The organism is candidate division WOR-3 bacterium, from assembly GCA_013177935.1.
In the GTDB taxonomy this organism is placed as follows: domain Bacteria; phylum Hydrothermota; class Tepidihabitantia; order Tepidihabitantales; family Tepidihabitantaceae; genus Tepidihabitans.
In genome coordinates, this window is the sequence record JABLXZ010000001.1 from 475,449 (window position 1) to 500,150 (window position 24,702).

Sequence of the window (24,702 nt, forward strand, 5' to 3'; positions counted from 1 at the left end):
CCATTAATTTAGCTCCTTTACCGTTTCTGACTCCGGGGCGAATAGAACTTTCTGCCTCGGTCGTGTTCAACAATTGCCCGAAACAGCTCCTCGAAATCATCCTGATTACCCACGAAATTTAGCCGGTCGGTGTTAACAATTAAAACCGGGGCATCTTCGTAATGAAGGAAAAAAGAGTTGTAAAGATTACTCAAACTGTTGAGATATTCAGGCTCGATGTTCACCTCAAAACTCCGTCCCCTTTGCCGAATCCGAGCCAGCAGGACATCAACCCGCGCTTGAAGATAAACAACCAGGTCTGGCTTGGGGATATCTCCTTTTACCAAATCGTATATCCGGTAATAAAGCGCCAGTTCGGGTTCGTTCAGATTTAGTGTTGCAAAAATGCGGTCCTTATCAAAGAGATAGTCGCTTACCACCGCCGGCTCGGGAACCAGTTCTCCCTCAACCAGAATCATCCGGGTCTGAAATATCTCCCGCAACTGTCGATGTCGGGAAAGTAAAAAAAACAGCTGGGTTTGAAATGCGTAACTGCGGATGTCACGGTAGAATTTCTCCAGGAAAGGATTCTCTTCGACTACTTCCCGCACCAGTCGCGCCGACAAACGCCGGGCAAGCAACTCTGCCAATGCCGTTTTTCCAACACCAATTGGTCCCTCAACCGCAATGTATCTCAGTCGTCGTTCCACTTTCTCACCCCTTTTAGGGAAATTCTGCTTAACATCTCCTGCACCGTTATCCCCAGTATCGGATGTCTTAATCCCGGTGCCAGTTCTGCCAGAGGCACCAGCACAAATGCCCGCTCTGACAGCCGGGGATGAGGTACAATCAGTTCGGGCGAAAAGAAAACCTCATCGCCATAAAAAAGGAGGTCGATATCAATTGGACGGGGTCCTTTTTCACCACTCTTATGCCGCACCCGGCCCAATTTTCTTTCAATTTCCTGGAGCGCATTAAAAAGTTCAAGGAGCGGGCTACTGCTCCACAACCTGACTACTCCATTAAGAAACAACGGCGCGCCGGGCATATCTACCGGTTCCGTCTCATACCAGGAGGAACGTTCGAGTGGACCCAACTTAATCAGTTCTGACAGCGCCCGTAACAGATTAACCTCCCGAACGCCAAGATTCGTGCCCAGACTCAGAAACACTTCCTTCACTAAAATAAGAGTAGAACAATCTCGTAAACTGTCAACTAAGAACCGCTTGAATTCTCGAGTGATATTTTGCGCACATTTATTGCGCGCGGTCCCTGGGGTGTTTCCAGCAGCTCAAATTCAACTTCGTCATCGATTCCCAGTAAATCCTTTTTTCCGCCGTCAACATCAGCAAAATGGACAAACACACTGCGGCCATCATCTTTGGCTTGAATCATCCCGTAACCTTTATCAGAATCGTACCACTTTACTCTACCTTTAAGCATAGAACCCCTTTCGCTCAATTTTAAGGAACAAATCCAGTAAGAAAACTTTATTAAAATCCGCTTCGGTGTCAAGCGTTTTTCCACCTCTTCGACCCTTATCCTTACACTTCGTCATTTGCCCGACTGTCCTATTGACATCTTGTTGCTTCCTTCTATAATTTAACATCATGATTCCACTTGTCTCCGGTTCCGTAATGAAGGCAATTGACCAGAAGGCGATTGAAATCTGGGGAATAAGTGGATTGGTGTTAATGGAGAATGCGGGGCGGGCGGTTGTCGACTCAATTGAAGAAGAAGTCGGCAGCGTGGAAGGAAAAAGGTTTGTCATTGTCTGCGGTAAAGGTAATAATGGGGGCGATGGTTTTGTCATTACCCGCCATCTGCTAAATCGGGGGGCAAAAGTTGATTGCCTCCTGTTAGGGGAACTTTCACAATTAAAGGGAGATGCACGAACTAACGCCGTAATCCTGCAAAATGCCGGCATAACAATCCGGGAAACAACCAAACTCGATGAAATCTCACCAATCATCAGCACCGCCCCTTTTATCGTCGACGCCATATTTGGAACCGGACTCTCTGCACCACCGACCGGCATCTTCGCCCAAACAATTCAACTCATCAATCAAAGCTCGGCTTATGTGATAAGTGTTGACCTTCCTTCCGGACTCGATGCCGACACCGGAAAGGTTTTCGAGCCCACGGTTAAAGCCCACCTTACGATAACGATGGGCATACCGAAGTACGGCTTAATTCTTTACCCTGGAAAAAGTTTTGCCGGAAAGTTACGCATCGCTGATATTGGAATACCGAAATCGCTAATTGAACAACAGGCAGATACCTTTTTAGTAACAGAATCGGACATTCGACAAATCCTCCCGCGCCGGCGCCCTGATGGCCACAAAGGAACATTTGGGACCTGTTTGGTGATTGCCGGTGCCCGAGGTTACTCGGGTGCTGCCTGCCTTACCGCAATGGCGGCGATACGCGCTGGTGCCGGATTGGTCCGTGTTGCCTTCCCTCAAAGCCTTGCCCCGATAATAGAAGCCCGGGTTATTGAACCGGTGAAACACCCGCTTCCGGAAACCACCGACGCAACGCTGAGCCTGGATGCCGCTTCCCCGATTCTTGACCTCGCCGCTGATGCTACCAGCATCGCTATCGGTCCAGGAATTTCTACCCATCAGGAAACAAAAAAGTTAATCCGAGAAATTCTACCCCGGCTCAGCAAACCGATGGTCATTGACGCTGATGCCATTAACAACCTCGTCGATGCCGAAGAAACCCTCAAGCAGTGCTCAGCGCCGCTTATTCTAACGCCTCATCCCGGTGAACTCAGCCGATTAATCGGGGTCGCCCCAAATGAAATCAACAACCGACGCATAGAAATCGCCCGGGAAACCGCTCGCAATTTCAATTGTGTATTAGTTCTCAAAGGTGCTCCAACCGTTATCGCAACACCTCAGGGTAAAGTATTTGTCAACACCACTGGAAACTCCGGTTTGGGTTCTGGCGGTACGGGTGATGTTCTTACCGGATTGATTGCTGGATTACTGGCGCAGGGTGCTTCACCCCTTGACGCTTCTCTTATCGGTGTTTTTTTGCATGGCAAAACCGCAGATATCGCCGCCCAGGAGCTTACCGAATACTGCCTTATCGCCGGTGACCTTTTGCAATTTCTCCCCCGTGCCTTTGCCGAACTTGTTGTGGATTGATGTTCTCGCTTCTCTCCCTCTTTTTAGCCCTCTTTTACGAACCCCGTTACTGGCTTGCCTATCCCGCACTCAACGAAGTCCGGTCTATAACCTTCAGCCCCCGCGCTGTATTCGTTGGAGTTCCCAACGGCATATATATCTTAGACCGCAAAACTCTTACTCACCAGAAAACCATTACGGCGCTGGACGGCGTTGAAGGCGAAATCAGGCTCTGCGCTTACAACCCTGCCTACAATGAGTTACTTATTGTCACTGACCGCCACCTTTATAACTTTATCCCTCTCACGGGCCGCGTGCTTACCCTCAATCCGCCTTTCCAACAAACTCGTTCCATCGGTATAACCCGGCAGGGTGTATATTTTGATACTGAGAAAGGCCTCTTTCAGAAATTACGTACTGCTGACTTTTATCAACCGGTTTCTACTGTGCCGGAACCGGTCATCTGGTATGGGGAGAAAGACACTTTTTCTGTTCGAAACTACCCGTTTCTCACCCCTTATTTTATTGCCGACGCACAGTTAAACCCCTGTCCCTTCCTCAAAGCCTGGCAGAACCCGTATGACAACCGGTTGTTTGTCTTCGCCCAGAACTATGGCATTCTTGTCTATAACGCCCGCACCGGTTGGAGAGAAAACGAAATCCGTATCGGGCCACTGATATCTAACATCGGTCGCCTCTTGCCCGGGCAAGACAAAATGTTTTTTTTCAGCCCAGACCACTTTCTTACCCTTGATTCGGACGGGAACTGGAACCTATTCTCCTCCGAACCCCAACAACTTTTCTCATCCGGATGGCAACCGTTTATTCGCTACTTATACCGGCTCAACCAGATAGAAAACATCACCGCCATCCTTATGCAAAACGGAGCCACCACCTTAATCGGAACTGAACACGGTGTTTACCGAATCGGTCCCGACGAAAAAGCCGCCTTTTTCCTCCCGACCAACTCAACCGTAAACGCGCTTGCTCAGGTAAATGACTCAATAATTGTTGCGACCGACAATGGTATGTTTCTTCTTATCAATGACAGTCTGACTTCGGTTTCAGACCCGTTTGCCCGCACTGACTGGGGTGTTTTTGCTATCACCCGTAATAATCGTAAAACATTCTTCGGCACTCAGGGTGGTGTCCTGGAACTGGATTCAAATAACACCTGGACCCATCTCATTCCACCGGGCTTTGACCTTTCCCAGCCGGTCCGGGCACTTGCCGCGGGCGACCGTTTTCTCTTTGTCGGTTCAAAAGACGGTATTGATATTTACGACACAAAACACAACACCTGGGCAAAAATCGTTCTTCCTTCCCTTTCCCCGATAAAAGAACTGTATGCTGATAACCGCTATTTGTGGCTCGTTTCCCGGGAAATGGTGGCACGCTATGAATACCGTGCCCAGTTACATTGAACCGCTTCTATGCCATTAAACCTACCAGTTAAGGCAATCATATTTGACCTGTTCCACACCCTGGTATCTTTGCAACTGTCAAACGCACCCGGACCCACCACCGCGGAACTGCTTGGTATTGACCCGGATGAATGGAACAAACACTGGCTTGCTGACCCTTCCGACTATGTCCTGGGCTTGGCACCGATTGAGATTCCGTTCCGCCGCATCGCCAAGATGCTTAACCCTGAAGTTACCGAAGAGCAAATCCAGAAGACGCTTGAAATCCGACACCGCCGTTTTCGCCACGCCCTGCTCAATGTTGAGCCGGAAACGGTTGCCGGGTTAACATCCCTTCGTGCCCTGGGTTATAAGACCGGTCTCATATCAAACTGCGGTTGGGACGAAGTTGCCGCTTGGCACGATTCGCCCCTTGCTCCGCTATTTGAAACGGTCCTTTTCTCCTGCGAAGTAAAACTAAAAAAGCCCGACCCGGCGATTTACCACCTTGCCGCCCGTAATCTTGCCGTGCCCGCAGCGCACTGTTTATTTGTTGGTAACGGCGGTTCCCAAGAACTCACTGGCGCCCGCAACGCTGGTATGACACCAGTTCTTCTGACCCATCACCTTGAAGCAATAAAACCGGAACGAATCATCGATGTCCTGCCCGAAGCCCGGATTGTCGTCCGCACGGTTAGCGACCTGACATTGATTTTAACCGGTAAACCCGTTTAATCCTCAACCAGGGCGACATCAACAACCGCATCACCCTTTTCCACCGCCATCACCTTTACCCCGGTTGTTGCCCGACCGCACTTCCGGATTTCAGAACACTTCACCCGGATTACAATCCCCTGTTTTGAAGTAACAATTATTTCTGATGTTTCGCTCACCGCCTTGGCACAGGCAAGACGGCCGGATTTTTCCACTGGCTTAGCAGCAATAACACCTTTACCCCCACGCTTCTGAGTTGGAAACAGTTCGAAATCAGTGCGCTTACCAAACCCGTTATCAAATATTGTTAACAGCGAACTGCCCGGTGCACAAACCACCGCTCCAATCACCTCATCACCCTTTCCCAATTTAATTCCCCGAACCCCAGCCGCACTCCTGCCCATCTCCCTAACATCAGTTTCCTTGAACTTTATGCCCATACCATTTCTTGTCACCAGTAGAATCTCGTCCTTGCCCGAGGTCAAAAGAGTCGCAATCAACGCATCGTTATTGTCGACCGTCATCGCAATAATACCCTTGCGCCGCGGATTGGAAAATGCCTCGAGGCTTGTCCGCTTAACAATCCCCTGGCGGGTGACAAAGAAAACATACTTATCAGCCGAGAACTCTCGCACCGCCACATAGGAAGTTGTCACCTCGTCCTTCTCCATTTCCACTAAATTGGCGATGGAACGCCCTTTTGAGGCATAAGAACCCTCAGGAATCTCATACACCTTCTGCCAGTAACACCTGCCCCGGTCGGTAAAGAACATCATATAATCATGGGTGGATGCAATGAACAACCCTTCGACAAAATCCTCTTCTGCCACCGGAACCCCGGTTCGTCCCTGGCCCCCACGCCCCTGACGACGGTAAACACTCACCGGCATCCGTTTGATGTAACCACGATGCGTCACCGTCACCGCCATATCCTCTTCCTTGATCAAATCCTCTATCGAAACTTCGGCCGGTTTTTCAGCAAGAATTTCGGTGCGCCGTTCATCTCCGAACTTCTGTTTCAACTCAAGTAACTCCTGCCGGATTTCACCCATCATCAACTTCTTCGAACTTAAAAGACTCTTTAACCGGGCAATCTCTTTAATCAACTCCTTATACTCGGCGTCAATTTTCTCCCTTTCCAGTCCAGTAAGCCGCGATAGCCGCATCTCAAGAATCGCATCGGCCTGGCGTTGCGAAAGTTTGAACTTATCCATCAAACCTTTCCGTGCCGTCTCCACATCCTTGGACCGCTTGATAAGTTCAATCACCGCGTCGATACTCTTTAAGGCAATCTTCAAACCCTCAAGGATATGTGCCCGTTCCTCCGCCTTTGCCAGTTCAAATTTGGTTCTTCGGGTAACAACCTCCAACCGAAATTCAAGAAACTTCTCGAGAAGCCCCTTTAAATTCAAAACCTTGGGCTCACCGTTGACCAGTACTAAAAGAATCGCCCCAAAACTGGACTCGAGTGGCGTCCACTTGAACAGCTGATTCAACACTACCTCTTTCGGCGTCTCCTTCTTCAACTCGAGGACAATTCTCATCCCCTCGCGGTCGGACTCATCACGCAGGTCCGCAACCCCCTGAATCTTCTTCTCCCGCACCAGTTCGGCGATGCGTTCCACCAGCGCCGACTTATTCACCTGATAAGGAATTTCGGTAATCACGAGCCGGTCGCGGCCCGCCTTCACCTCTTCAAATATCACCTTACCCCGAACAATAAAACTGCCCCGTCCTGTTTCATAAGTTTGCTTTATCCCGTCCAGCCCAACAACCGTTCCACCGGTAGGAAAGTCTGGACCCTTAACCCAGCGCATCAATTCACTAATCGTGATATCGGGATTGTCAATCAAAGCAACCAGCCCATCGATTAACTCGGCTAGATTGTGCGGTGGGATACTTGTTGCCATTCCCACCGCAATCCCGGTAGCGCCATTGGCTAAAAGGTTAGGAAATGCTGCGGGTAGGACAACTGGCTCTTTTAACCTTTCGTCAAAATTGGGTTGGAAATCAACCGTATCCTTATCAAGGTCCCGGAGTAGTTCCATCGCCAGTGGTGCCAGCCGGGCTTCGGTATATCGATAGGCAGCAGCCGCATCACCATCAATCGAACCAAAATTTCCCTGCCCCTGCACCAAGGGATAACGCAACGAAAAGTCCTGCGCCATCCGCACCAGAGCATCGTAAACCGCAGCATCGCCATGCGGGTGATACTTACCAAGGACATCACCCACCACCGCGGCGGACTTTCGGAACGGACGATTAGGAAACAACCCCATCTCCTGCATCGTCCACAAAATGCGGCGCTGTACCGGTTTTAACCCATCCCTGACATCAGGCAGCGCCCGAGCAACAATAACCGACATTGCGTAATCCAGAAAGGATTTACGCACCTCATCTTCAATATATACCGGGATTACCGAATTGTCATTCACGCTTTGAAATATACTCACTCCACCAACAAAGTCAAATATCTTACACCGTTCTGAATGCCGAATTCACCATCGAAATTAATAACCGGACCTTTTCCGATTGCCCTCGGAAACTCAGTTTTTAACGGAAGCGCGGAAATAACATCGCCACCCGCTGAAACTGGGCAAAATCAGACTTTAGTATCGGTGCTAACGCCTTTTCCTCATACCGCGCTTGAATGAAAATCAACGGCAGTCCCAAAACCGCTACCAGGAGCAACCCACCCCAGGAACTGAAAATCAGGGCAATCCCGACAAGCTGGACTAAAGTACCCAGATATCGAGGGTGACGACAGATTTTCTGCCACCTGAGCTCTAAAAATTGTCGGGCAGAAAAAACGACCTCACCGGTATTGGGCTTTATCTGGGCAATTTTAATCAATCCGAACAATGTTGCCAGTCTGATATACACACCCAGACCGAAAATCAAAAGCCCCAAAACCCCGAAGATATAATGATTTATCGGAAACTGGGTCAGGCGCCACCAGATAAAATCGGCAACCACATAGCCAATATACGGATAAACGAAAAAGGCAAACACGCCCCGCCATAACGGTGAAGGCTCAACCACTCCGGACTGGAAAAAAGGCGAGCCAAAGTAATACTCCACTGCCAGCCACAGTACAAAAAGGTAAGCAAATATTATCGGAACAACCATGCGGTCCGGTACCGCATCCGAAAAGAAGTTGGTAAAAAATACCAGAAAATACAGACTGACAAGCACCGACCAGATGAATCTGCCGCTTTTAAACTTTAAAACAAAACTGCTCATCTCTTACCCTGTGCCTGAAGGATGTCCGCGGCATACTCCCACAACTGCCGGGCAGAAAGTTGAAAATCCCTAACCGATAACGAACTGATTGTTTGCAGAACACCAATGGTTGTTGCCACCCGGTACCGCTTGCGTGCCATAATCCGCCTGCCGCGCAATCCAGTACGGCTTTCCATTACCAGTTTTCTGTCACTTTTCAGCAACCGATTTATCTCCTCACCTTCAAGTTCTATCAATGCCAGCCTTCCCGGCTCAGAAAGTGCCGATAGCAGCTTCATCCGGGTAATTGTTCCCGATAATATTGTGTCCCGGACAAAGCCAGTACTGTCGTAAATAAAAAGGTCGACCTCGCGCAACCCCAGATAACCATTAACTATCGCCCGACTTAACACCCGGGGAGCAATCTTAACCCTTGTCTCAACAACCGGCAACGAGCCAATGGAATCCAGCACTATCCGCAACGAATCAAACACCCGCGCGACTTTGGGTTCCAGTTCACCCGTATCAAAAGAAACGACCTCTTTTTTCACATTTTGAACCTTACCATTAACCAGAACAAAATCGTAGCGTAGCAACGCACCTTCCGGCGCGTTCAAAATTACATCGAAACCCGAAACCGCGCCGGAATCTGACATAAGAAGCGCGGTCAAATCGGATTTACTTTTTAGCAAGGTCAACAACTTCTGTCCAGAATAACCTGGGAGGGCAAATTTCACCCCTTTCAGGCGCAAGAGCACATCAGTTGAGTCAAGGAATAGCCCGCTGATTGCCAGATTTATCCCGGCAACTTTCTTTATCATCCAGGGATGGACCAGCGGCAAATCAAAACTGTCAACCAGATTGTATGCCAGCACCCGAAACCGCGCCCGGTCGGTTAACTGCTTTGCCCGTTCAACGCCGAACTTCAACCAGCCCGGTGTTAAAAGCAACCCATCAATCCCGGCAAGAGAAAGTAAATCAATATTCGCCTCGCCATCGGTCAACGGCGCAAACTTTTCGTCAAAAACTTCACCGGCAATAAACCATAAACAAGGACCTTCCTCTTTTGCCTGAGAAACCACACGGCTGATAACCGGTAACTCTTCAATTTTGCAATCACCACTGACAAAGATGGAGAAGTTTTCTACCGTGACGGGTTTAGCCATTCGGGACGCACAACCCGCAAAGACTAAAATTGCCCCGATGAGAGCAAAAGATAAAAATCGCACAGCCGATTATACCCTATCCCTATTTGGTGTCAAGTGTAATGTAAACCTGATACCTTTGCGCTGTATTAATAATGTATGTACTCCTGATGCCTTTTGCTCAATCCTGAAGAGGAAATTGTATTCTAACCTGTCCGTCACTCATTAAATCAACAACAACGGTAAAGCGAGACCGGATTTTTAAACCAATGGGCAGACGGAATTGCGTCTTTCAACCGATAGCCGGTTTGTTGTGCTTAATAGAGTTAATGTCTGATTACAGAAGAGAATAAAGAAGTAAGTCGATATTAAGGGTGTACTCAAAGCCGGTATATCAATCTAAATTTCAAATGGAATTTTAGGGGGATACCATCCTGGTAACGGCCCTGTAGTCAACCCTATACTTAAATCTCACAGTAATGCAATTATTTGATCTAAAGTGACTTACAATTGAGAATTAAAATTGGAGCGTTAACCATTTCAATTTTTCGGCTCTAAATAACAAGCGCAGATGGCTGATTTTTCTCGCGCTATAAGCAACAACAGCAAGCTATCTATATCCTTTGCCTGCTATCCCCTGTCTTTTAATCAACAGCGCCGAACTAACTCCCCTTATATATATGATACCATTAAAACCTCATTTTGCACGCTTGACTTTGATTCAGCGTTTTTTATATTATTTATTCACTGGGGGATCGTCTAACTGGCAGGACGGCTGGCTCTGGACCAGCTAGTCGGGGTTCGAATCCCTGTCCCCCAGTATTTTTGCTAAAATCGATACCGAACCCCAAAAAATATTTCATCCACCCTGTTGAGCGGCGCGAATGCTGAGCCATTACCACCATTAAAGACCATTCCACCAAGGTCAATCTCAAGCCCATCTACCGGCAGAAAACGGATTAGAGGAACCAATCCCAATGACCTCTTTTTCAAGTCAACCACTCCACCCAGCCGGGTCATCACCCTATCGGCAAACAATTTTCGTTCCACCGCGCCCAGGATGAAATCCTTCACCCGTTCCTTCTGTAACCGTGCCAGAGGAAAATCGCCGTGTAGATACTGAAAATTAAGATAAAACCCGGCAACAGAGTAATCAAAGCCACCAATAACTGAAAGTTCGTCCTTTACCAGCGTGTCTTCATAAAACGCATATGCCGCTTCAGCCCAGAACCCAACACCAAAAAGGTTGCCTGCCATTTCTGCACCCACCACCTTCTTCTCCGGAAACCACTGCCTTAGAACAAAATCCAACCGCTGCCCTACCACATCGATGTTTGTTACCGGCTGTGCTGCTGGTAAAAAGTCGTAGCCCCGTAAAAAACTCAGGGCAAGGTCAAAGTTTCCCAGATGACCTTTTAATCTTCCACCCCAAGTAATGTCACGGACAGTTCTTCCCGGCAGTTTTATCTCTTCCTGCGCCGTTATCGTATAAGCATTAGCAATCTGCCGCGCGGTAAGAGAGTCAAAACCCTGTCGGATAAACTCTTCCACCAGACCGTTGCGCAGTTGCTCAATATCCGGCAGAACCGCGACCGAAAACCATTCAGGTGATGTTGTCAATGCCGGTTCAAATATCGGTTTTGCACCAAGTTCTATTCCGAAGGCACTAACCGGCATATAACCGAGATGAACCATCCATACTGGTCGGCGTTCATCCCAGACCAGAGGGTCCGAATAGTCCGGAGTGGTGAAATTGTCCGTGGGATTTACCGCATCGGCTGTGCCCCAATGAACCTTTTGCCGCCCTCCTGTCAAATTCAACCCGGGCAAAATGTCATAAATCCGGACAAATACCTCATCAAGCATCAGAGATACCGGCTCCAGTTTACTGGCATCGCTCAAATCAGAAGCACCAGTTAAAAATGGATAACCGTTTGTCTTAACCGTCACTCCCAGCTTTGCTTCAAGCCGGTCCGAACTCACCGGTACAAAACTTAGACTTGCCCGGGTAGAAAACCAGGTAAACTTTGTGCTGTCTTTGCTACCAAATCTAAGATGTGCCCTGGTACCCAAATCGCCCTGGATTGAAACCTGCGTTACAACCAGGATGTTCAGTAAAATTGTGCCGATGCCCATTTATGCCCCCTTTTTCATATTCTCTTCGGTAAAGTAACTGTCCTTAATGCCGACATCAATCTCAACCTCAAGTAGTTTTAACTCGGTTATCGTGCCCCGTGCCAGGTTGTCCAATCGCACCGTTCGTGGAATCCAGACCTCGTTTGCCTTTTGGAAATCGGCAAAAACTATGCATTTTGCCACACGCCCGTCTCGGGCAACCTTCTCCAATCGCAAGGGGAGAAACCGCTCCTTCTCCACCCAGAGTCGGCTCTTTTCCCCATCCTGTTCTAGCGTAATGAGATAAGCCTTTACGCCGTTAAGTTCCACCTCTTCTGCCTCACCGTGGGCAACGCTCGTTCCGAAAGAAATACTTGCCATTTCTTTGTAGGAAAAGTCGGACCCGCCAAAACTCTGGTCCGCAGCACTCCCGGAAATTCTCCTTACCCGTCCCTGCGCCGGGAGATAGACCCACATATTTTCCGGCGCTGTCGTAAGAAAACTCACGCCTCGTAACTCAGCGGGCGAAATAAAAGTCACCAGCATCTTCTTGTCACCCTTCATCACCATCCGCAAGGTGCGCTCCTGCACCCTTTTACTTTTATCGGTTATCCGCATCACCGCTTTAACCCGGCGGTCCTGAGCTGTGGTTGTGTTTCGTAACCGATTCAAAACCTCCTGGGCGCTCATTGCGTAAACCCCGATAAAAAGTCCGCCCAGAAGCAACATTGTTCTTTTTATTTTACCCATTCTGACCTCCTTTTATCTTGCTTTTTTATCTCTAAATCCAGCGAAAATAGCCGGTAATAAGACCAGCGCACCGTTGCAGGATAGAAGCATCGCACCGGCAATCAGCAGCCCGAACTTCTGAATTATCACCAGAGAAGCAAACGCCAGCACTGCAAAACCAAGACCTACCGCCAGGGCATTGATGACAATTGGCGGTCCTACACCTGCAAGGGTACGGCGCAGGCACTCTCTAATATCAACCCCATTCCGGCTTTCCTCCTGAAAGCGGCTGAGAAAATGACAGGAGTAATCAATCCCAATCCCTAAGGCGATAGCCCCGAGCATAGCAGTGACGATATCAACCTCAATGCCCAAAATCCCCATAACGCCAAAAGCAACCAGTAGAGTAAATCCAATTGGAACCATTCCTGCTAATCCAAAACGCACCGAGCGGAAAAAGGCAGCGACAATAATAAATACCGCCAGGAATGCCACGACAATGCTCCACAACTGGCTTGTGGCAATCGCTCGATGCAAGGCATAAACTGCAAGGGGCATCCCCCCCAGTTCAACCTTAACATCAGAACCAAAATTGCGCTTTATCAGCTTCCGAATCTCTATCACCGCCTTAGCAATCTCACTGCTTTTCTCCTGACTGAACTGGGCGGTAATCCTTGCCCGCGCGTAGTCACTGGTCACCATAGCAGCCAGATAGTCTGAACCGGAAAAGGAAAGTAACAACAGAAATTGCGCAATGCCCTCTCTTGTATCAGGAATTACCTCAAACTTCGGGTCGTCGCCATGAAACGCCCGATTTGCCCTTTTTAAAACATCAACAATCGAAGTGATATGAGTGACATACCGCACCTTTTTTAACTCGTTAATAAACTTATCTATTTGGTACAAAACCGCCGGGTCCTGAATGTCGCCATCAACAACAATCTCAAATTGCAACTCACCACCAAACTGCTCATTGACAATTTTTGCCGCTCGGGTCGGACTGGAACCGGGTTTAAAGTAGCGGACAAAATCGGTTTCGGGCTTCACCTTCACGCCCCAAAATAACGACACAATCATAATAATACTGGCACAAATAAAAACCGGTATGCGCGCCCGCTCAATCCAATTTGCCCATCTTTCAAAAATTGAATTCCTGCCTTGCGGCATCCCCTGCGGCTTTCCAGTATCACACCGCCTTCTCCGCTCGAGTAAAACAAGCAACGCTGGCAAAAACACTACCGCCAGAATAAAAGAAAATATCACGCCAATCACCGAGAAAATTGCAAAAGCACGGATGGCGTTAATTCGCATCACCACATTAGCGCCAAACCCGACAACCGTTGTTGCCATCGCCAGAAATACAGGCATTCCGGTATTACCCACCACCGTCTGAACAAGTTCCAAACCACGCTTGCCCATCCGCCTTTCCTGCAACCAGCGTTCTACGATATGAATCCCATAAGCACTCCCTACCGAAAGCACAATTGGAGGCAAAACAATCAAAACTACGGTCAAAGGTTGTCCGGTCAAAGCAATAAGCCCCAAAGTCCATAGCACCGCAATGCCCACGGTCAGTAAAGGTAGAATTACCCCCTGCCAGTTACGAAACAGAAAAACAAACACCAGCACCAATACGAGCACAACCAGCGGAATGAGTCGGGTCAGGTCCTGCATCATCCAGTCGCGCATAAATTTCATCAGAGCGGCGGAACCGGTCAGTGATACCCGGGTGCCCGCCCATTTTTTCTGCACCTCCTTTTCAATCTCCTCTACTGCTAACAATTTATCAACGCCGGGCTTCAACCGAACCAGCAACAGCATACTATTACCATCCTCAGCCAGTAATCTCCCTCGATATCGTTCATCGCCTAAAAGCCGCTCCCGCAGCTTCTTTAACCCTGTTTCACTTGTCGGAATCGATTCAATCACCCGCGCTATTTTCACCTCCTCTCCGACGCCTACAACATCTTGAAGATTGGTGAGCGCCACCACTTCGTTCACGGGCGACAGCGCTTCAAGACTCCGTACCAGACTGTCCAACCGCAAGAGCCCGCCCGCTGTAAATAAATTATCGGCCTCAACCAGCACCACCACCTGGTCGGAGCCTCCGAAATCTGTGTCCACGACTTTTAAAACCCTGACCCCGGACTCGTTTTCCGGCAAAAGGGAAATTACATCTGCCTCAACCTTCAACCGGCTTAGCAGGAAAACCGCCCCCAGCGTCAGCAGACTGACCACCAGAACAATCCACCCGGGAAATTTAAAAACCAGGTAGGCAATCCGTTTCATCATAAATTGATTCCTTCAGTTTGTGTAATAAACTTTATAGTATTAAATATCAATTTTATAAATAATACACAATGTTAATTATTTGTCAAGAAAAAAATAACGACCGGTCGAATTGGGGTTTTATCAGCCGCTGGCTACTTTTTCGCCACCAAACCCTGTGCCAGTTGTTCTAAGGTATCGATAAAAACCTTCAGGTTTTGGTCCGGTATACGCCGCATCATCTTCACCAATCCCTGGCGGTTCAACTTTGCCAGGTGTTGCGCCATTTTGACTCCGGCTGGGGTTAATTGAACCAAAACTACCCGCCGGTCTTCGGTGGAACGGTCACGTTCTACTAACTTCTTTTTCACTAAACGGTCTATCAAACCACTGGCATTGGCTTTAGAAATTCCCAGAACCTCGGCAAGTTGATTCATGCTGGTCTGCCGCATATTCAATAGGGTAATGAGTACCATCGTCTGGGAAAAAGAAAACTCCTGCCCTAACGCCTCAACCGAACTCAACAACCTCAAACCCCGGACGAGAATCGGTCCGAGCCATTCCAATTTTGCTAAATAAAAATCCTCTTTCTTGCCGATATATTATTATTCTATTTTTACGGCGGTTGTCAACCACAACTTTGAAGATTAAAAACCCATTACAAAAAATAACAACAACTTTCCCCTATTTATCTTGACTTTTGCCCGCAATGCCTTACTCTTTTATAACAATGGTATCAAAGCAAGGAGTTAAACTATGACCGCTAAAAATCTTTACGAAATTGACCCGGAAATTTTTGACGCGATTGTCAAAGAAACCAACCGTCAGCACTCCAATTTAGAATTAATCGCCTCGGAAAATTTCTGCTCCGAGGCGGTGCTCGCGGCTCTCGGTTCGGTTTTGACCAATAAGTATGCCGAAGGCTATCCTAAAAAACGCTATTACGGCGGCTGCCGTTATGTCGACATCGCTGAAGAGTTGGCTATCCAACGTGCCAAGGAGTTGTTCGGCTGCGATCATGCCAATGTCCAGCCCCACTCTGGCACCCAGGCGAATATTGCCGCCTATTTAACTCTGGCGCAGCCTGGCGACACTATTATGGGACTATCGCTTTCCCACGGTGGTCACCTTTCCCATGGCCATCCCATCAACTTCTCCGGCCGCTATTTTAAAGTTGTCCATTACACAGTTGACCCGAATACCGAGATGCTTGACTACGAGGCGATAAGAAAACTGGCGCGGGAACATAAACCCCGCGTTATCGTTAGCGGCGCCTCGGCTTATCCGCGAACCATTCATTTCGACCGATTCCAGGAAATTTGTGATGAGGTTGGTGCCGCACAGATTGCCGACATTGCCCACATCGCTGGACCAATCGCCGCCGGACTACATCCATCACCAATACCTTATGCTGACATTGTGACAACAACGACCCACAAAACATTACGCGGGCCTCGCGGTGCAATTATAATGTGCAAGGCAAAGTATGCTGAAGAACTGGACAAAGTAGTATTTCCTGGTACGCAAGGCGGACCACTCGAACATTGCATTGCTGCCAAAGCGGTGGCGTTCAAAGAAGCACTGACCCCTGAATTCAAGGAGTACCAGCGCCAGACCCTCGCCAACGCCAAAGCGTTAGCCGAAGAACTCGCCAAACGCGGATTCCGGCTCTGTACCGGTGGTACCGACAACCATTTAATGCTTGTCGACCTGCGACCCAAGAATATCAAAGGCCGGGACGCGGAGCGGCTTCTCGGAAAAGTAGGCATCACCGTGAACCGCAATACCATTCCGTTTGACCCGGAAAAGCCTTTCATTGCCTCAGGTATGCGACTGGGCACACCCGCCCTTACGACCCGCGGGATGAAGGAACCGGAGATGGTAAAAATCGCCGAACTGATTGACCGAACTATTACCGCGGGCGACGACGAAACCAAACTGGAAAAAATCAAAGCCGAGGTTAAAGAACTTGTCGACTCTTTCCCGCTTTATCAAGAACGAAGAACCGAATATCAAACTATTATCCCAAAGGAATAACTATGGCGCGACCAACAATTGCTCGTTTTACTGCCCGGGAAATTCTTGACTCGCGGGGCAATCCAACACTTGAAGTTGACTGCATCCTTGCCAACGGAATTATGGGAAGGGCGTCGGTTCCATCCGGCGCTTCAGTTGGTTCGTTTGAAGCCCTGGAAATGCGCGACAAAGACCCGAAACGGTACCTCGGTAAGGGCGTGCTCAAAGCAATTGCCAACATTCACGATGTTATTTCACCCCGCCTCGTCGGAATGGATGCAACTGATCAGTTTCAGATTGACCAGATACTGATTGAACTGGACGGCACCAAGAATAAATCTAAACTCGGTGCCAATGCCATTCTCGGCGTTTCGCTTGCTGTCTGCCGAGCCGCCGCGGTGTGTGCTGGACTCCCCATCTACCGTTTACTGGGCGGTGCCGGTACCAGATTTACCCCAACACCGTTTCTTAACATCATCAACGGCGGCTTGCACGCCCCTAACAATCTTGACTTTCAAGAGTATATGATTGTTCCCGCCGGTTTTCCAACATTCCGCGACGCGATTCGGGCCGCCGCTGAAATCTACCAGACGCTAAAGAAAATCCTTGAAATTAGAAAACTTCCAACGACTGTCGGTGACGAAGGCGGCATGGCACCAAATTTCTCCAGCAATGAAGAACCCCTGCAGATAATTATGCAGGCAATTGAGCAGGCTGGCTATATTCCCGGAGAACAGGTTTACCTGGCAATTGATGTTGCCGCCAGCACTATTTACCATGACGGTGCCTACCTGCTTAGCAACCCCGAGAAACGAACCGTCACCGCCAATGAACTGATCGACCTCTATGCCGATTGGACTGAGCGCTACCCGATTATCTCCATCGAAGATGGTCTGGCAGAAGAAGATTGGGCAGGCTGGCATGAACTAACCTCCCGACTTGGTAAAAGGGTTCAACTGGTTGGGGATGATATCTTTGTCACCAACATCGACCGCCTTCGTCGCGGTATCCAGGAAGGTGCAGCCAACGCAGTTCTGGTAAAACCCACCCAGATTGGTACGGTAAGCGAAACCATCGATTGCGTTAAAGTCGCAATGGAAAACGGCTATCGTGCGATTGTTTCACACCGCTCCGGTGAAACCGATGACCATTTTATCGCTGACCTCGCCGTAGCGGTTAACTGTGGCCAGATTAAAACTGGTGCCCCCTGTCGTGGTGAACGAACCGCCAAATACAACCGATTGATTCGAATTGAAGAAGAAGACCGTCTGCCTTACGCTGGTCTTAAAACCCTATCACGATGAGCAACAAGCGTAAAACCGTGTTGATTTTCACCGGCGGCTTATTTATCCTGCTCGGCACCATATTTCTTCCTGGACCTAACGGACTGGTCCGGGTTCTTTTAAGACTGTATCGCATCAAACAGCACCAGAGTGCTCTCGTACAATTAAAGGCAAAAACCGACACCTTGGAACGCAAAATCAGGCTCTGGCAAAACCCGGATTACGCAGCAAAAATGGCACGCGCTCTTCTGGGTCCGGACACCACCTCCCAATCTGACACGAACAAGTAATCGCTAAACCGGCGGCAATAACACCTGAGGCCTTCCAGTAAAGGGATGTTTCGTTACAACCGGTTCCAAACCGTAGGCAGCGTGGATTAAATCAGGGGTCAGTACCTTTTCTGGTACATCGCAAGCAACCGGTTTCCCTTTTGCCAGTAATAGTAACCGTGAGCAAACTGCGGCTTCATTCAAATCGTGCGACACAAGCACAATTGTCTTTCCCTGCTCATTCAGTGTTTTAAGGATTTGCAATATCATCACCTGGTGAACAAGGTCCAGATGGGCAGTCGCTTCATCGAGTAAAAGAATTTCAGGCTCCTGTGCCAGCGCCCGGGCAAGAAGTACCCTTTGCTTTTCCCCGGCTGATATTGAGTTGATGTTTTGCCCAGCAAGCATCTCTACCCCGGTCAATCTCATCGCTTCGGTTACCTTCTTTAAGTCCTCTGGTCTTGGTCGCTCCAGGAGTTTGAGATATGGGTTGCGCCCCATCATCACCACCTCCTGGACCGTCCATTCAAAGGCAAAAAAACTCTCCTGCGGCACAAAGGCAATGGTCCGAGCAATCTCTCGTCGAGATAAGTGGTTGAGCTCTTTCTCCATCACCTTAACAACACCCCGCTGTGGTTTTCGCACGCCAGCAAGCAAACGCAAAAGTGTTGATTTACCTGAACCATTCGGGCCAATGATTCCAAGAAACTCACCCGATTCAATCGCAAGAAAGAACTCTTCCAAAATCAATTCTTGCGTATAGCCAAAACTTATCTTTTCCGCAGTTATTGCCTTCATACTTTCGTACGCAGGAGATATACAAAAAACGGCACACCAATCAGTGCTGTTACCACTGATAACGGTAATCCCGCTGGCGTCAACACCCTTACCAGCACATCCGCAAAAAGCAAAACTCCTGCCCCGAGGATAAAAGAGCCAGGCAGAACCTGACTGTGCCTGGGACTAAATAGCATCCTTACCAGATGAGGTGCGACCAAACCAATAAAACTTATCGCACCAGTCCAGGCAACAATCAATCCAACCGCAAACGAACCGATAAGAAAAACCATTTTCGTCATCCGCTGAACCTCAACCCCTAAACTCAGTGCCGTCTCTTCGTTCAGGGAAATGATATCCAGCTCTCGATTGTGAATCATCAACCAGACACATCCCGCTAATGCTAAGCTGGCGGATACGACAAAAAGTCCCAATGACTTTCTGGTAAAAACCACCCCCAAACTTCCCATCATCAGGTAAACCGCTTCGCCTAGAGACCGGTGTGCAATAACCATCACCAGCATCACTAAACTGGAAAAGAAAAAACTAACAATAACTCCTGCTAAAACCAGTCGGATAACAGTTAAACCACCCCGACTTCGAGAAAGCACATAGACCACACCAATCGCCAGAATTGCCCCCAAGAACGCAAAAATCGGCAAAAGTATACTGGACCCGGTACCAGAAACGATGGCAAAAGTCGCGCCCAGCGCAGCCCCACTGGCGACACCAAGTGTCCAGGGGTCAACAAGTGGATTACGGAGAAGTCCTTGAAACGCGCCCCCTACAACCGCAAGCACGCCACCCGCAATAATCCCAACTAAAACGCGGGGCAACCGAAAAAGAAGAATCTGATTGAATTGCCTTAAAGAAAACCCGCCGGGTCCGGTCAAAATTGAGAGCACAACACTTAAAATCAATAAAAGAACTATGCCGATCCAGCTCAATCGTGCCTTGGAGCGCATCAGTGAAATTTATCCGGATGTAGCAATCGAGCAAGCAGAACTATTCCATCAACTACCCTGGGACCCGGACGGAAAAAAAGGTCTTCATCCAGACCGGAATAGACTCTGCCTGAGCATACCGCCTTTATGCTCGACCAGCCAACCCGCTGTTTAATCTCATCCGCACTCACTAACGGATGAAGCAAAAGGATAACATCCGGATTTGCCTTTGCCACCAATTCCGGGTCAACAACCGGATAAGGTGCATTGAAATCTTCAAACACATTTTGGCCGCCGGCGCGGTGGATGATGTCGTTGATAAATGCACCCTTACCGACACTCATCAATGGCGCAACCGAAATTTCCACATAAACCTTCGGTTTATCAGAAAAGGTCGGCAGCGAATCCAGCCGCCGACGCAAATCCGACACCAATCTCCTTGCCTCTTCGGTTTGACCCAATATGACGCCTACCGACTCAATTTCGGCAAAGACACCTTCAATGTCTACGGGATGAGATACATATACCGGTATCCTTAACTCTCTTAACCGCTCGATAAGTTGCCGGTGCATCGGTAAGGTAGCAAAAACAATTTCGGGCTTCAACGCTAAAATTCGCTCAATGTCGGGCGATTGAAAATCACCCACTTTATTTTTTTCTCGCGCTCGCAACGGGAAATCACACTGATTGGTTGTACCAGAGAGCATTTCCTCTGCTCCTATGGCATAAATTATTTCCGTAATACTGGGCACGAGCGAAACACATCGCAATTTCTTCTCGGTTGTTAAACTGCGTTTCCGAGAACCACAACTAACCGCTGTCAGCAAGAAAAGGAATAAAATGCAATGTAAAAATACTCGCAAACCGACACCTCTAAACGAGTCTTCTACTAATATTGTCTCACACCTCACCTGTCGCATTTTCTTCTTCTGGAATTGTGGCTTTATGGGCGAACACAAGATAAGCAGTATGGGCGACCATTCTATCTACCGGCCTAATTCCGGTCTCACGTAAAAACAATCCCCGTTCCAGAATCTCTTTTGCTCTAATTCGAACAAATCCTTCAGCACCCAGTGCCGTATTTAAACGTCGCAACTGTTCCATAGTTGGAACCAGGGCAGCCAGTGCGTAACCGTTTTTCAAAGACTCTCTTGATGGTTTCACCAGTGTCCATGGCTCGGGCACATCAAGGAAAACCGCATCTACCTCCTTTTGTTGAAATCCCTCCTCTGCCGGGTCTGAAACGAAAAACTCACAAACTCCTTCAAGACCGTAACGCAGGACATTCTCCCGGGCAAGAGCGCTAAATTCTGGGCGTCGTTCGTACGAATAAACTTTACCCTGAGGGCCAACAAACGTAGCCAGAACCACTGTCAGCCCACCGGAACCAGAACCAACTTCAATAACCTGTGCGCCGGGATATACCAGCGTCTGCAAAAGCATAAAACCGGTGTCTTTGGGATAAACAACCGTAGTTTTTCTTTTGACCTTTAATAACAGGTCTGCGAGGGTCGGCTTCAAAATATAAAATCGAGTGCCCATTTGTGTTTCTACCCAATCACCGTACTCTTTCCCCACAATATCTTTGAACTCGATATTTCCGCGATGGGTAGAAAACTTCCCCTTTTCCTCGACTCTAATAAGAAATTTCATATCCTCGGAATGGTAGAGCAGAATAAAATCACCGATTCTAATCATTGACTGATTGTAAGACTTTGTATCAACAGGTCAAGTTAACCCGCAAACTTTTCCAAACCATTGAACTGGGCTGTATCCTTGACTTTTCTACCATTGCGAATATCATCCTAATGGTGTTCGTAATATTAGCAGTTTTACTTTTTTCCCAAGCAACGACCTTGATTTCCCCGCCTTTTTCCCACACTCTCGGATTTACTCGAATAAGTAGTTTATACCTCAATATGTATCTTGGTAAAGATTTCCGGGTTGATAACCCTCAGGGATTAGCCTGTGCCAAAATTAAAGAAGAGGAAGATACGACGACCTGGCGTGATGATGCACTGTTAACACTATTCGCGGTCAATTCGAACACCGGTCAAATTGTTTATAATGTAAAACTAATTCGCCCCGGTATTTTTGGTTCCACGGGCAATGGTATTGGTCAATTCAACCACCCCCATGGCATTGCCTGTAATGAAAATGGCGATGTTTACGTTGCCGATACCGACAACAACCGTTTGGTCCGGTTACGCTACACCGGCGGCAAACTGCACTGGATTACCGTAGTTGATTCAACCCTCAATCTTCCTTATGATGTTACAATGGATTCGCAAGGGCGAGTATATGTTAGCGACATGGGCAATAACCGAATAGTGGTTTATGGACCTGACAACACCCGAATCGCCACATATACTCCGGGTCTGAAAAAACCGAGCGCAATCGCCATTCTTGACCACAATGCACCTTTTAACGAAACCGGTTTAGACCTTCTGGTTGTCGTGGACAATTGGGGCACCAGACTCAATCAACTGTCAACTTCCGGAGAAATCGTGCGTTCGGTTGATTGCCGTCGTATCGGGTTAGATAGCGCTTGTTTTGCTTACTGTGCATTTGACCGTCATGGCAATGTTTATGTAACCGATATGATAAATTCGCAAATTCACATTTTTGCCCCGGGTTTAAAATACATCGTTTCTTTCGGTCGCACTTCGTCGAGCAACTCGGACCAGCCTATTTTTAATGCACCACGGGGCATTGCCATCGGCAGAAAATTTGGCCAGTTATTCGTCAGTGAAGCAGATGGCGGTCAGTACTATTTAATTGCACTCGATGGATATCTCATCGGTTGCTACCCGCAGCAGTTCAAATCGGAACAACCCGGCACTACCATCGCCCTCTACCTCACACAGCGTGCCGAAATTGTTATCGAAATTAGCGACAATCAAAGTAATATCGTCCGCACCCTTACACCCCCTTATCAACAGGGACCAGGTGAAGTACTTATCGTCTGGGACGGCAGGGATAATAACGGCAACATTGTACCGGAAGGTGAATATCATATAAAAACAACCATCCGCCCAACCTATTCCCGCCCCAGATATACCCTTAAAAAAGAGTTTGTTACCCGGGTCGTGCGTTTACCTGGATAACTTTAAGGAGGCAGCATAATGATAAAGAAAGTAGCCCAGCTAACCGCTCTTATATTGTTCTCCACTACCTGGGCAACGAAGTACGCCGGCGACTTTGAGGAGTTAGGGACATCGGCACGTGCCATTGGTATGGGCGGTGCGGTCGTCGCCAGTGCCAGCGATCCCAGTGCCATTTACTATAACCCATCGCTACCTTCTCGCCTTAGGAGCCGTTCAGTTCTGCTAATGCACTCCGAAGACTTTTCCGGACTGGTAAAACACAATTTCATCGGCGTTAGTTTCCCGGATGGCTGTCAGGCTTTCGGCATCGCCGTCCTGCACAATGGCATACCAGGAATAAAACTTACTAAATTACCTGATTCAACCCAGGAACCCGGTGAAAATAACCGACCATATGTTGATAAAATTGTTAACGCCAACCAAATTGTTGGATATTTCAACTACGCTCGCAATCTGTCCCCCTATTTTGCGATTGGCGGTAACGCCAAAATAATTTATCAGGAACTGGGAGGCGTAGGTTCCTGCTTTGGCATGGGTGTTGACTTCGGTTTGTTAGTTACACCACTGCAGAGTGTTGATATCGGTTTCCGGGTAAGAAATGTTAGCACCTCACCCCTCTTCTGGGACACAAAAACCAGGGAATACATCACTCCGCGGGCTGCCTTTGGTATCAGCAAACTATTTCAATTCGGGCGCAACCGCCTCCGTCTGGCAGTTGAAATAGAAAGCGACTTCGAAGAAAGAACAATGTTTTCCAACTTTGGAATGGAATATGCATTTCGTGAAGCACTTTTCGGACGCATTGGCGTATACCGCAACAATTTCAGTTTCGGACTGGGATTTAGATTCAAGCGTTTTCATCTCGACTACGGCTACGCAACCGGTACAGCGCCTGAGTCAAGAGAGTTGGGTACACCCCAGCAGATTTCAGGAGGTGTCGAGTTTTAGGCCCGGAACTTGGCAGAAAATTAGCGCACCTTATCGCCCTTGTTATACCGTTGGCTTATTATGCAATTCCTAATCGGAACCTTTCGCTTGTCTTGATGGCAGTTGCCACGGCGATATTTCTTATCGTCGACCTGCTTCGTCTCCGTCTTAATCCATTTAAAGATATATTTATTATCCTCTTTGGTTCGTTATTGCGCCGGAAGGAATTCTCGTCGTTAACAGGTGGAAGTTACCTTATGGTCGCAGCACTTGTTGCGATGTTACTCTTCGGTAGCAATAAAGGCGTTTTTATTGCCGCCTTGTCTTTTTTGGCTATCGGCGACACGGTTGCCGCGCTCGTTGGACTTTCTTTTGGTAAAATTAAGGTATTTCGGAAAACCCTTGAAGGCACTGTTGCCGGATTATTTGCCTGTATTGCTGTCGCCGTTGCCGTCTCTTTTCTTCCTGGTATTGACATGCCGTTATTTATTGGTATCATTGGTGCGATATCCGCTTCAGCTGTTGAAGCTTTGCCGTTTGAGATAAACGACAATGTCGTTGTCCCGCTTTTCTCCGGGACAGTGATGATGATTGCAATACAGATTCTCCACTGAAGCGGAATGACGGTGAAGTTCACAAATAACTTAAAATTAAAAAGGAGGACAGATAT

General features: G+C 48.3%; 23 protein-coding genes and 1 tRNA gene. 10 read left to right on the top strand and 14 right to left on the bottom strand.

From position 1 onward, the window contains the following. Nucleotides 1-17: 17 nt before the first annotated feature. Genes HPY86_02270 through HPY86_02280 form a run of 3 tightly spaced genes read right to left on the bottom strand, consistent with a single transcriptional unit; the run spans nucleotide 18 to nucleotide 1,422 of the window. Nucleotides 18-689: a deoxynucleoside kinase gene (locus HPY86_02270; protein ID NPV13742.1), complete on the bottom strand. Its 672-nt coding sequence runs from the start codon at nucleotides 687-689 to the stop codon at nucleotides 18-20. Next, nucleotides 674-1,165, bottom strand: coding sequence for a 2-amino-4-hydroxy-6-hydroxymethyldihydropteridine diphosphokinase (folK, locus tag HPY86_02275; GenBank protein NPV13743.1), 492 nt, complete (start codon nucleotides 1,163-1,165; stop codon nucleotides 674-676). The genes HPY86_02270 and folK overlap by 16 nt, the downstream gene beginning before the upstream one ends. Before the next feature lie 29 nt (nucleotides 1,166-1,194). Continuing rightward, entirely contained in the window at nucleotides 1,195-1,422 is a 228-nt protein-coding gene (locus HPY86_02280) for a cold shock domain-containing protein (protein ID NPV13744.1), read from the bottom strand. Nucleotides 1,423-1,589: 167 nt separating this feature from the next. On the opposite strand from HPY86_02280, the gene HPY86_02285 reads away from it, so the two are divergent. Genes HPY86_02285 through HPY86_02295 form a run of 3 tightly spaced genes read left to right on the top strand, consistent with a single transcriptional unit; the run spans nucleotide 1,590 to nucleotide 5,251 of the window. Then, nucleotides 1,590-3,134 carry an NAD(P)H-hydrate dehydratase gene (locus HPY86_02285; GenBank protein NPV13745.1) on the top strand — a complete coding sequence of 515 codons (1,545 nt, stop codon included), beginning with the start codon at nucleotides 1,590-1,592 and terminating at the stop codon, nucleotides 3,132-3,134. Then, on the top strand, nucleotides 3,134-4,537 hold the full coding sequence (locus HPY86_02290; protein NPV13746.1) for a hypothetical protein: 1,404 nt from the start codon (nucleotides 3,134-3,136) through the stop codon (nucleotides 4,535-4,537). The genes HPY86_02285 and HPY86_02290 overlap by 1 nt, the downstream gene beginning before the upstream one ends. Before the next feature lie 9 nt (nucleotides 4,538-4,546). Then, nucleotides 4,547-5,251: an HAD family hydrolase gene (locus tag HPY86_02295; protein NPV13747.1), complete on the top strand. Its 705-nt coding sequence runs from the start codon at nucleotides 4,547-4,549 to the stop codon at nucleotides 5,249-5,251. Here HPY86_02295 and gyrA read toward each other — a convergent pair. The 3 genes from gyrA to HPY86_02310 all read right to left on the bottom strand — a co-directional run bounded on the left by gyrA (nucleotide 5,248) and on the right by HPY86_02310 (nucleotide 9,681). Next, nucleotides 5,248-7,665: a DNA gyrase subunit A gene (gyrA, locus tag HPY86_02300; GenBank protein ID NPV13748.1), complete on the bottom strand. Its 2,418-nt coding sequence runs from the start codon at nucleotides 7,663-7,665 to the stop codon at nucleotides 5,248-5,250. The two genes, HPY86_02295 and gyrA, sit on opposite strands and share 4 nt — an antisense overlap. 118 nt (nucleotides 7,666-7,783) lie before the next feature. Then, complete coding sequence (locus HPY86_02305; protein NPV13749.1) at nucleotides 7,784-8,473, bottom strand: hypothetical protein; 690 nt, start codon at nucleotides 8,471-8,473, stop codon at nucleotides 7,784-7,786. Next, complete coding sequence (locus HPY86_02310) at nucleotides 8,470-9,681, bottom strand: hypothetical protein (protein NPV13750.1); 1,212 nt, start codon at nucleotides 9,679-9,681, stop codon at nucleotides 8,470-8,472. Before HPY86_02310 ends, HPY86_02305 begins: the two co-directional genes overlap by 4 nt. 664 nt (nucleotides 9,682-10,345) lie before the next feature. On the opposite strand from HPY86_02310, the gene HPY86_02315 reads away from it, so the two are divergent. Further along, a tRNA-Gln gene (locus tag HPY86_02315) sits at nucleotides 10,346-10,417 on the top strand. An 8-nt stretch (nucleotides 10,418-10,425) separates the two neighbouring features. Here the strand turns inward: HPY86_02315 and HPY86_02320 are convergent. From HPY86_02320 to HPY86_02335, 4 genes are all read right to left on the bottom strand, one after another. Next, nucleotides 10,426-11,733, bottom strand: coding sequence for a hypothetical protein (locus HPY86_02320; protein ID NPV13751.1), 1,308 nt, complete (start codon nucleotides 11,731-11,733; stop codon nucleotides 10,426-10,428). Continuing rightward, entirely contained in the window at nucleotides 11,734-12,462 is a 729-nt protein-coding gene (locus HPY86_02325) for an outer membrane lipoprotein-sorting protein (GenBank protein ID NPV13752.1), read from the bottom strand. It lies immediately after the preceding gene. Nucleotides 12,463-12,474: 12 nt separating this feature from the next. After that, complete coding sequence (locus tag HPY86_02330; GenBank protein NPV13753.1) at nucleotides 12,475-14,733, bottom strand: RND family transporter; 2,259 nt, start codon at nucleotides 14,731-14,733, stop codon at nucleotides 12,475-12,477. 131 nt (nucleotides 14,734-14,864) lie between these two features. Further along, nucleotides 14,865-15,275 carry a MarR family transcriptional regulator gene (locus HPY86_02335; GenBank protein NPV13754.1) on the bottom strand — a complete coding sequence of 137 codons (411 nt, stop codon included), beginning with the start codon at nucleotides 15,273-15,275 and terminating at the stop codon, nucleotides 14,865-14,867. Nucleotides 15,276-15,465: 190 nt separating this feature from the next. On the opposite strand from HPY86_02335, the gene HPY86_02340 reads away from it, so the two are divergent. The 3 genes from HPY86_02340 to HPY86_02350 are packed head-to-tail and all read left to right on the top strand — an operon-like array spanning nucleotide 15,466 to nucleotide 18,298. Next, nucleotides 15,466-16,746, top strand: coding sequence for a serine hydroxymethyltransferase (locus tag HPY86_02340; GenBank protein NPV13755.1), 1,281 nt, complete (start codon nucleotides 15,466-15,468; stop codon nucleotides 16,744-16,746). Nucleotides 16,747-16,748: 2 nt separating this feature from the next. Next, the gene (eno, locus tag HPY86_02345; GenBank protein NPV13756.1) at nucleotides 16,749-18,029 is read left to right on the top strand and encodes a phosphopyruvate hydratase; all 1,281 of its coding nucleotides are present in this window, start codon (nucleotides 16,749-16,751) and stop codon (nucleotides 18,027-18,029) included. Further along, nucleotides 18,026-18,298, top strand: coding sequence for a hypothetical protein (locus tag HPY86_02350; GenBank protein NPV13757.1), 273 nt, complete (start codon nucleotides 18,026-18,028; stop codon nucleotides 18,296-18,298). Before eno ends, HPY86_02350 begins: the two co-directional genes overlap by 4 nt. A gap of 3 nt (nucleotides 18,299-18,301) precedes the next feature. Here the strand turns inward: HPY86_02350 and HPY86_02355 are convergent, their stop codons facing one another. The 4 genes from HPY86_02355 to HPY86_02370 all read right to left on the bottom strand — a co-directional run bounded on the left by HPY86_02355 (nucleotide 18,302) and on the right by HPY86_02370 (nucleotide 21,696). Continuing rightward, nucleotides 18,302-19,075, bottom strand: coding sequence for an ABC transporter ATP-binding protein (locus HPY86_02355; protein ID NPV13758.1), 774 nt, complete (start codon nucleotides 19,073-19,075; stop codon nucleotides 18,302-18,304). Then, nucleotides 19,072-20,019: an iron ABC transporter permease gene (locus HPY86_02360; GenBank protein ID NPV13759.1), complete on the bottom strand. Its 948-nt coding sequence runs from the start codon at nucleotides 20,017-20,019 to the stop codon at nucleotides 19,072-19,074. Before HPY86_02360 ends, HPY86_02355 begins: the two co-directional genes overlap by 4 nt. Further along, entirely contained in the window at nucleotides 20,019-20,768 is a 750-nt protein-coding gene (locus HPY86_02365; GenBank protein NPV13760.1) for a cobalamin-binding protein, read from the bottom strand. Before HPY86_02365 ends, HPY86_02360 begins: the two co-directional genes overlap by 1 nt. A gap of 130 nt (nucleotides 20,769-20,898) precedes the next feature. Beyond that, entirely contained in the window at nucleotides 20,899-21,696 is a 798-nt protein-coding gene (locus HPY86_02370) for a tRNA (adenine-N1)-methyltransferase (protein ID NPV13761.1), read from the bottom strand. A gap of 113 nt (nucleotides 21,697-21,809) precedes the next feature. Here HPY86_02370 and HPY86_02375 point away from each other — a divergent pair, with 113 nt between their 5' ends. From HPY86_02375 to HPY86_02385, 3 genes are read left to right on the top strand one after another with little or no spacing between them, the layout of a single operon-like run. After that, nucleotides 21,810-23,105: a hypothetical protein gene (locus tag HPY86_02375; GenBank protein NPV13762.1), complete on the top strand. Its 1,296-nt coding sequence runs from the start codon at nucleotides 21,810-21,812 to the stop codon at nucleotides 23,103-23,105. 18 nt (nucleotides 23,106-23,123) lie between these two features. Next, complete coding sequence (locus HPY86_02380) at nucleotides 23,124-24,053, top strand: PorV/PorQ family protein (protein NPV13763.1); 930 nt, start codon at nucleotides 23,124-23,126, stop codon at nucleotides 24,051-24,053. 50 nt (nucleotides 24,054-24,103) lie between these two features. Then, a complete protein-coding gene (locus HPY86_02385) occupies nucleotides 24,104-24,646 on the top strand; it encodes a hypothetical protein (protein NPV13764.1) in 543 nt (180 codons plus the stop codon). Nucleotides 24,647-24,702: the final 56 nt, after the last annotated feature.

Coding starts and splice junctions, on each gene's coding strand:
- HPY86_02280 (NPV13744.1), bottom strand. CDS start 1,422: ATGCTTAAAGGTAGAGTAAAGTGGTACGATTCTGATAAAGGTTACGGG.
- HPY86_02285 (NPV13745.1), top strand. CDS start 1,590: ATGATTCCACTTGTCTCCGGTTCCGTAATGAAGGCAATTGACCAGAAG.
- HPY86_02290 (NPV13746.1), top strand. CDS start 3,134: ATGTTCTCGCTTCTCTCCCTCTTTTTAGCCCTCTTTTACGAACCCCGT.
- HPY86_02295 (NPV13747.1), top strand. CDS start 4,547: ATGCCATTAAACCTACCAGTTAAGGCAATCATATTTGACCTGTTCCAC.
- HPY86_02305 (NPV13749.1), bottom strand. CDS start 8,473: ATGAGCAGTTTTGTTTTAAAGTTTAAAAGCGGCAGATTCATCTGGTCG.
- HPY86_02320 (NPV13751.1), bottom strand. CDS start 11,733: ATGGGCATCGGCACAATTTTACTGAACATCCTGGTTGTAACGCAGGTT.
- HPY86_02325 (NPV13752.1), bottom strand. CDS start 12,462: ATGGGTAAAATAAAAAGAACAATGTTGCTTCTGGGCGGACTTTTTATC.
- HPY86_02330 (NPV13753.1), bottom strand. CDS start 14,733: ATGATGAAACGGATTGCCTACCTGGTTTTTAAATTTCCCGGGTGGATT.
- HPY86_02340 (NPV13755.1), top strand. CDS start 15,466: ATGACCGCTAAAAATCTTTACGAAATTGACCCGGAAATTTTTGACGCG.
- eno (NPV13756.1), top strand. CDS start 16,749: ATGGCGCGACCAACAATTGCTCGTTTTACTGCCCGGGAAATTCTTGAC.
- HPY86_02350 (NPV13757.1), top strand. CDS start 18,026: ATGAGCAACAAGCGTAAAACCGTGTTGATTTTCACCGGCGGCTTATTT.
- HPY86_02355 (NPV13758.1), bottom strand. CDS start 19,075: ATGAAGGCAATAACTGCGGAAAAGATAAGTTTTGGCTATACGCAAGAA.
- HPY86_02360 (NPV13759.1), bottom strand. CDS start 20,019: ATGCGCTCCAAGGCACGATTGAGCTGGATCGGCATAGTTCTTTTATTG.
- HPY86_02370 (NPV13761.1), bottom strand. CDS start 21,696: ATGATTAGAATCGGTGATTTTATTCTGCTCTACCATTCCGAGGATATG.
- HPY86_02380 (NPV13763.1), top strand. CDS start 23,124: ATGATAAAGAAAGTAGCCCAGCTAACCGCTCTTATATTGTTCTCCACT.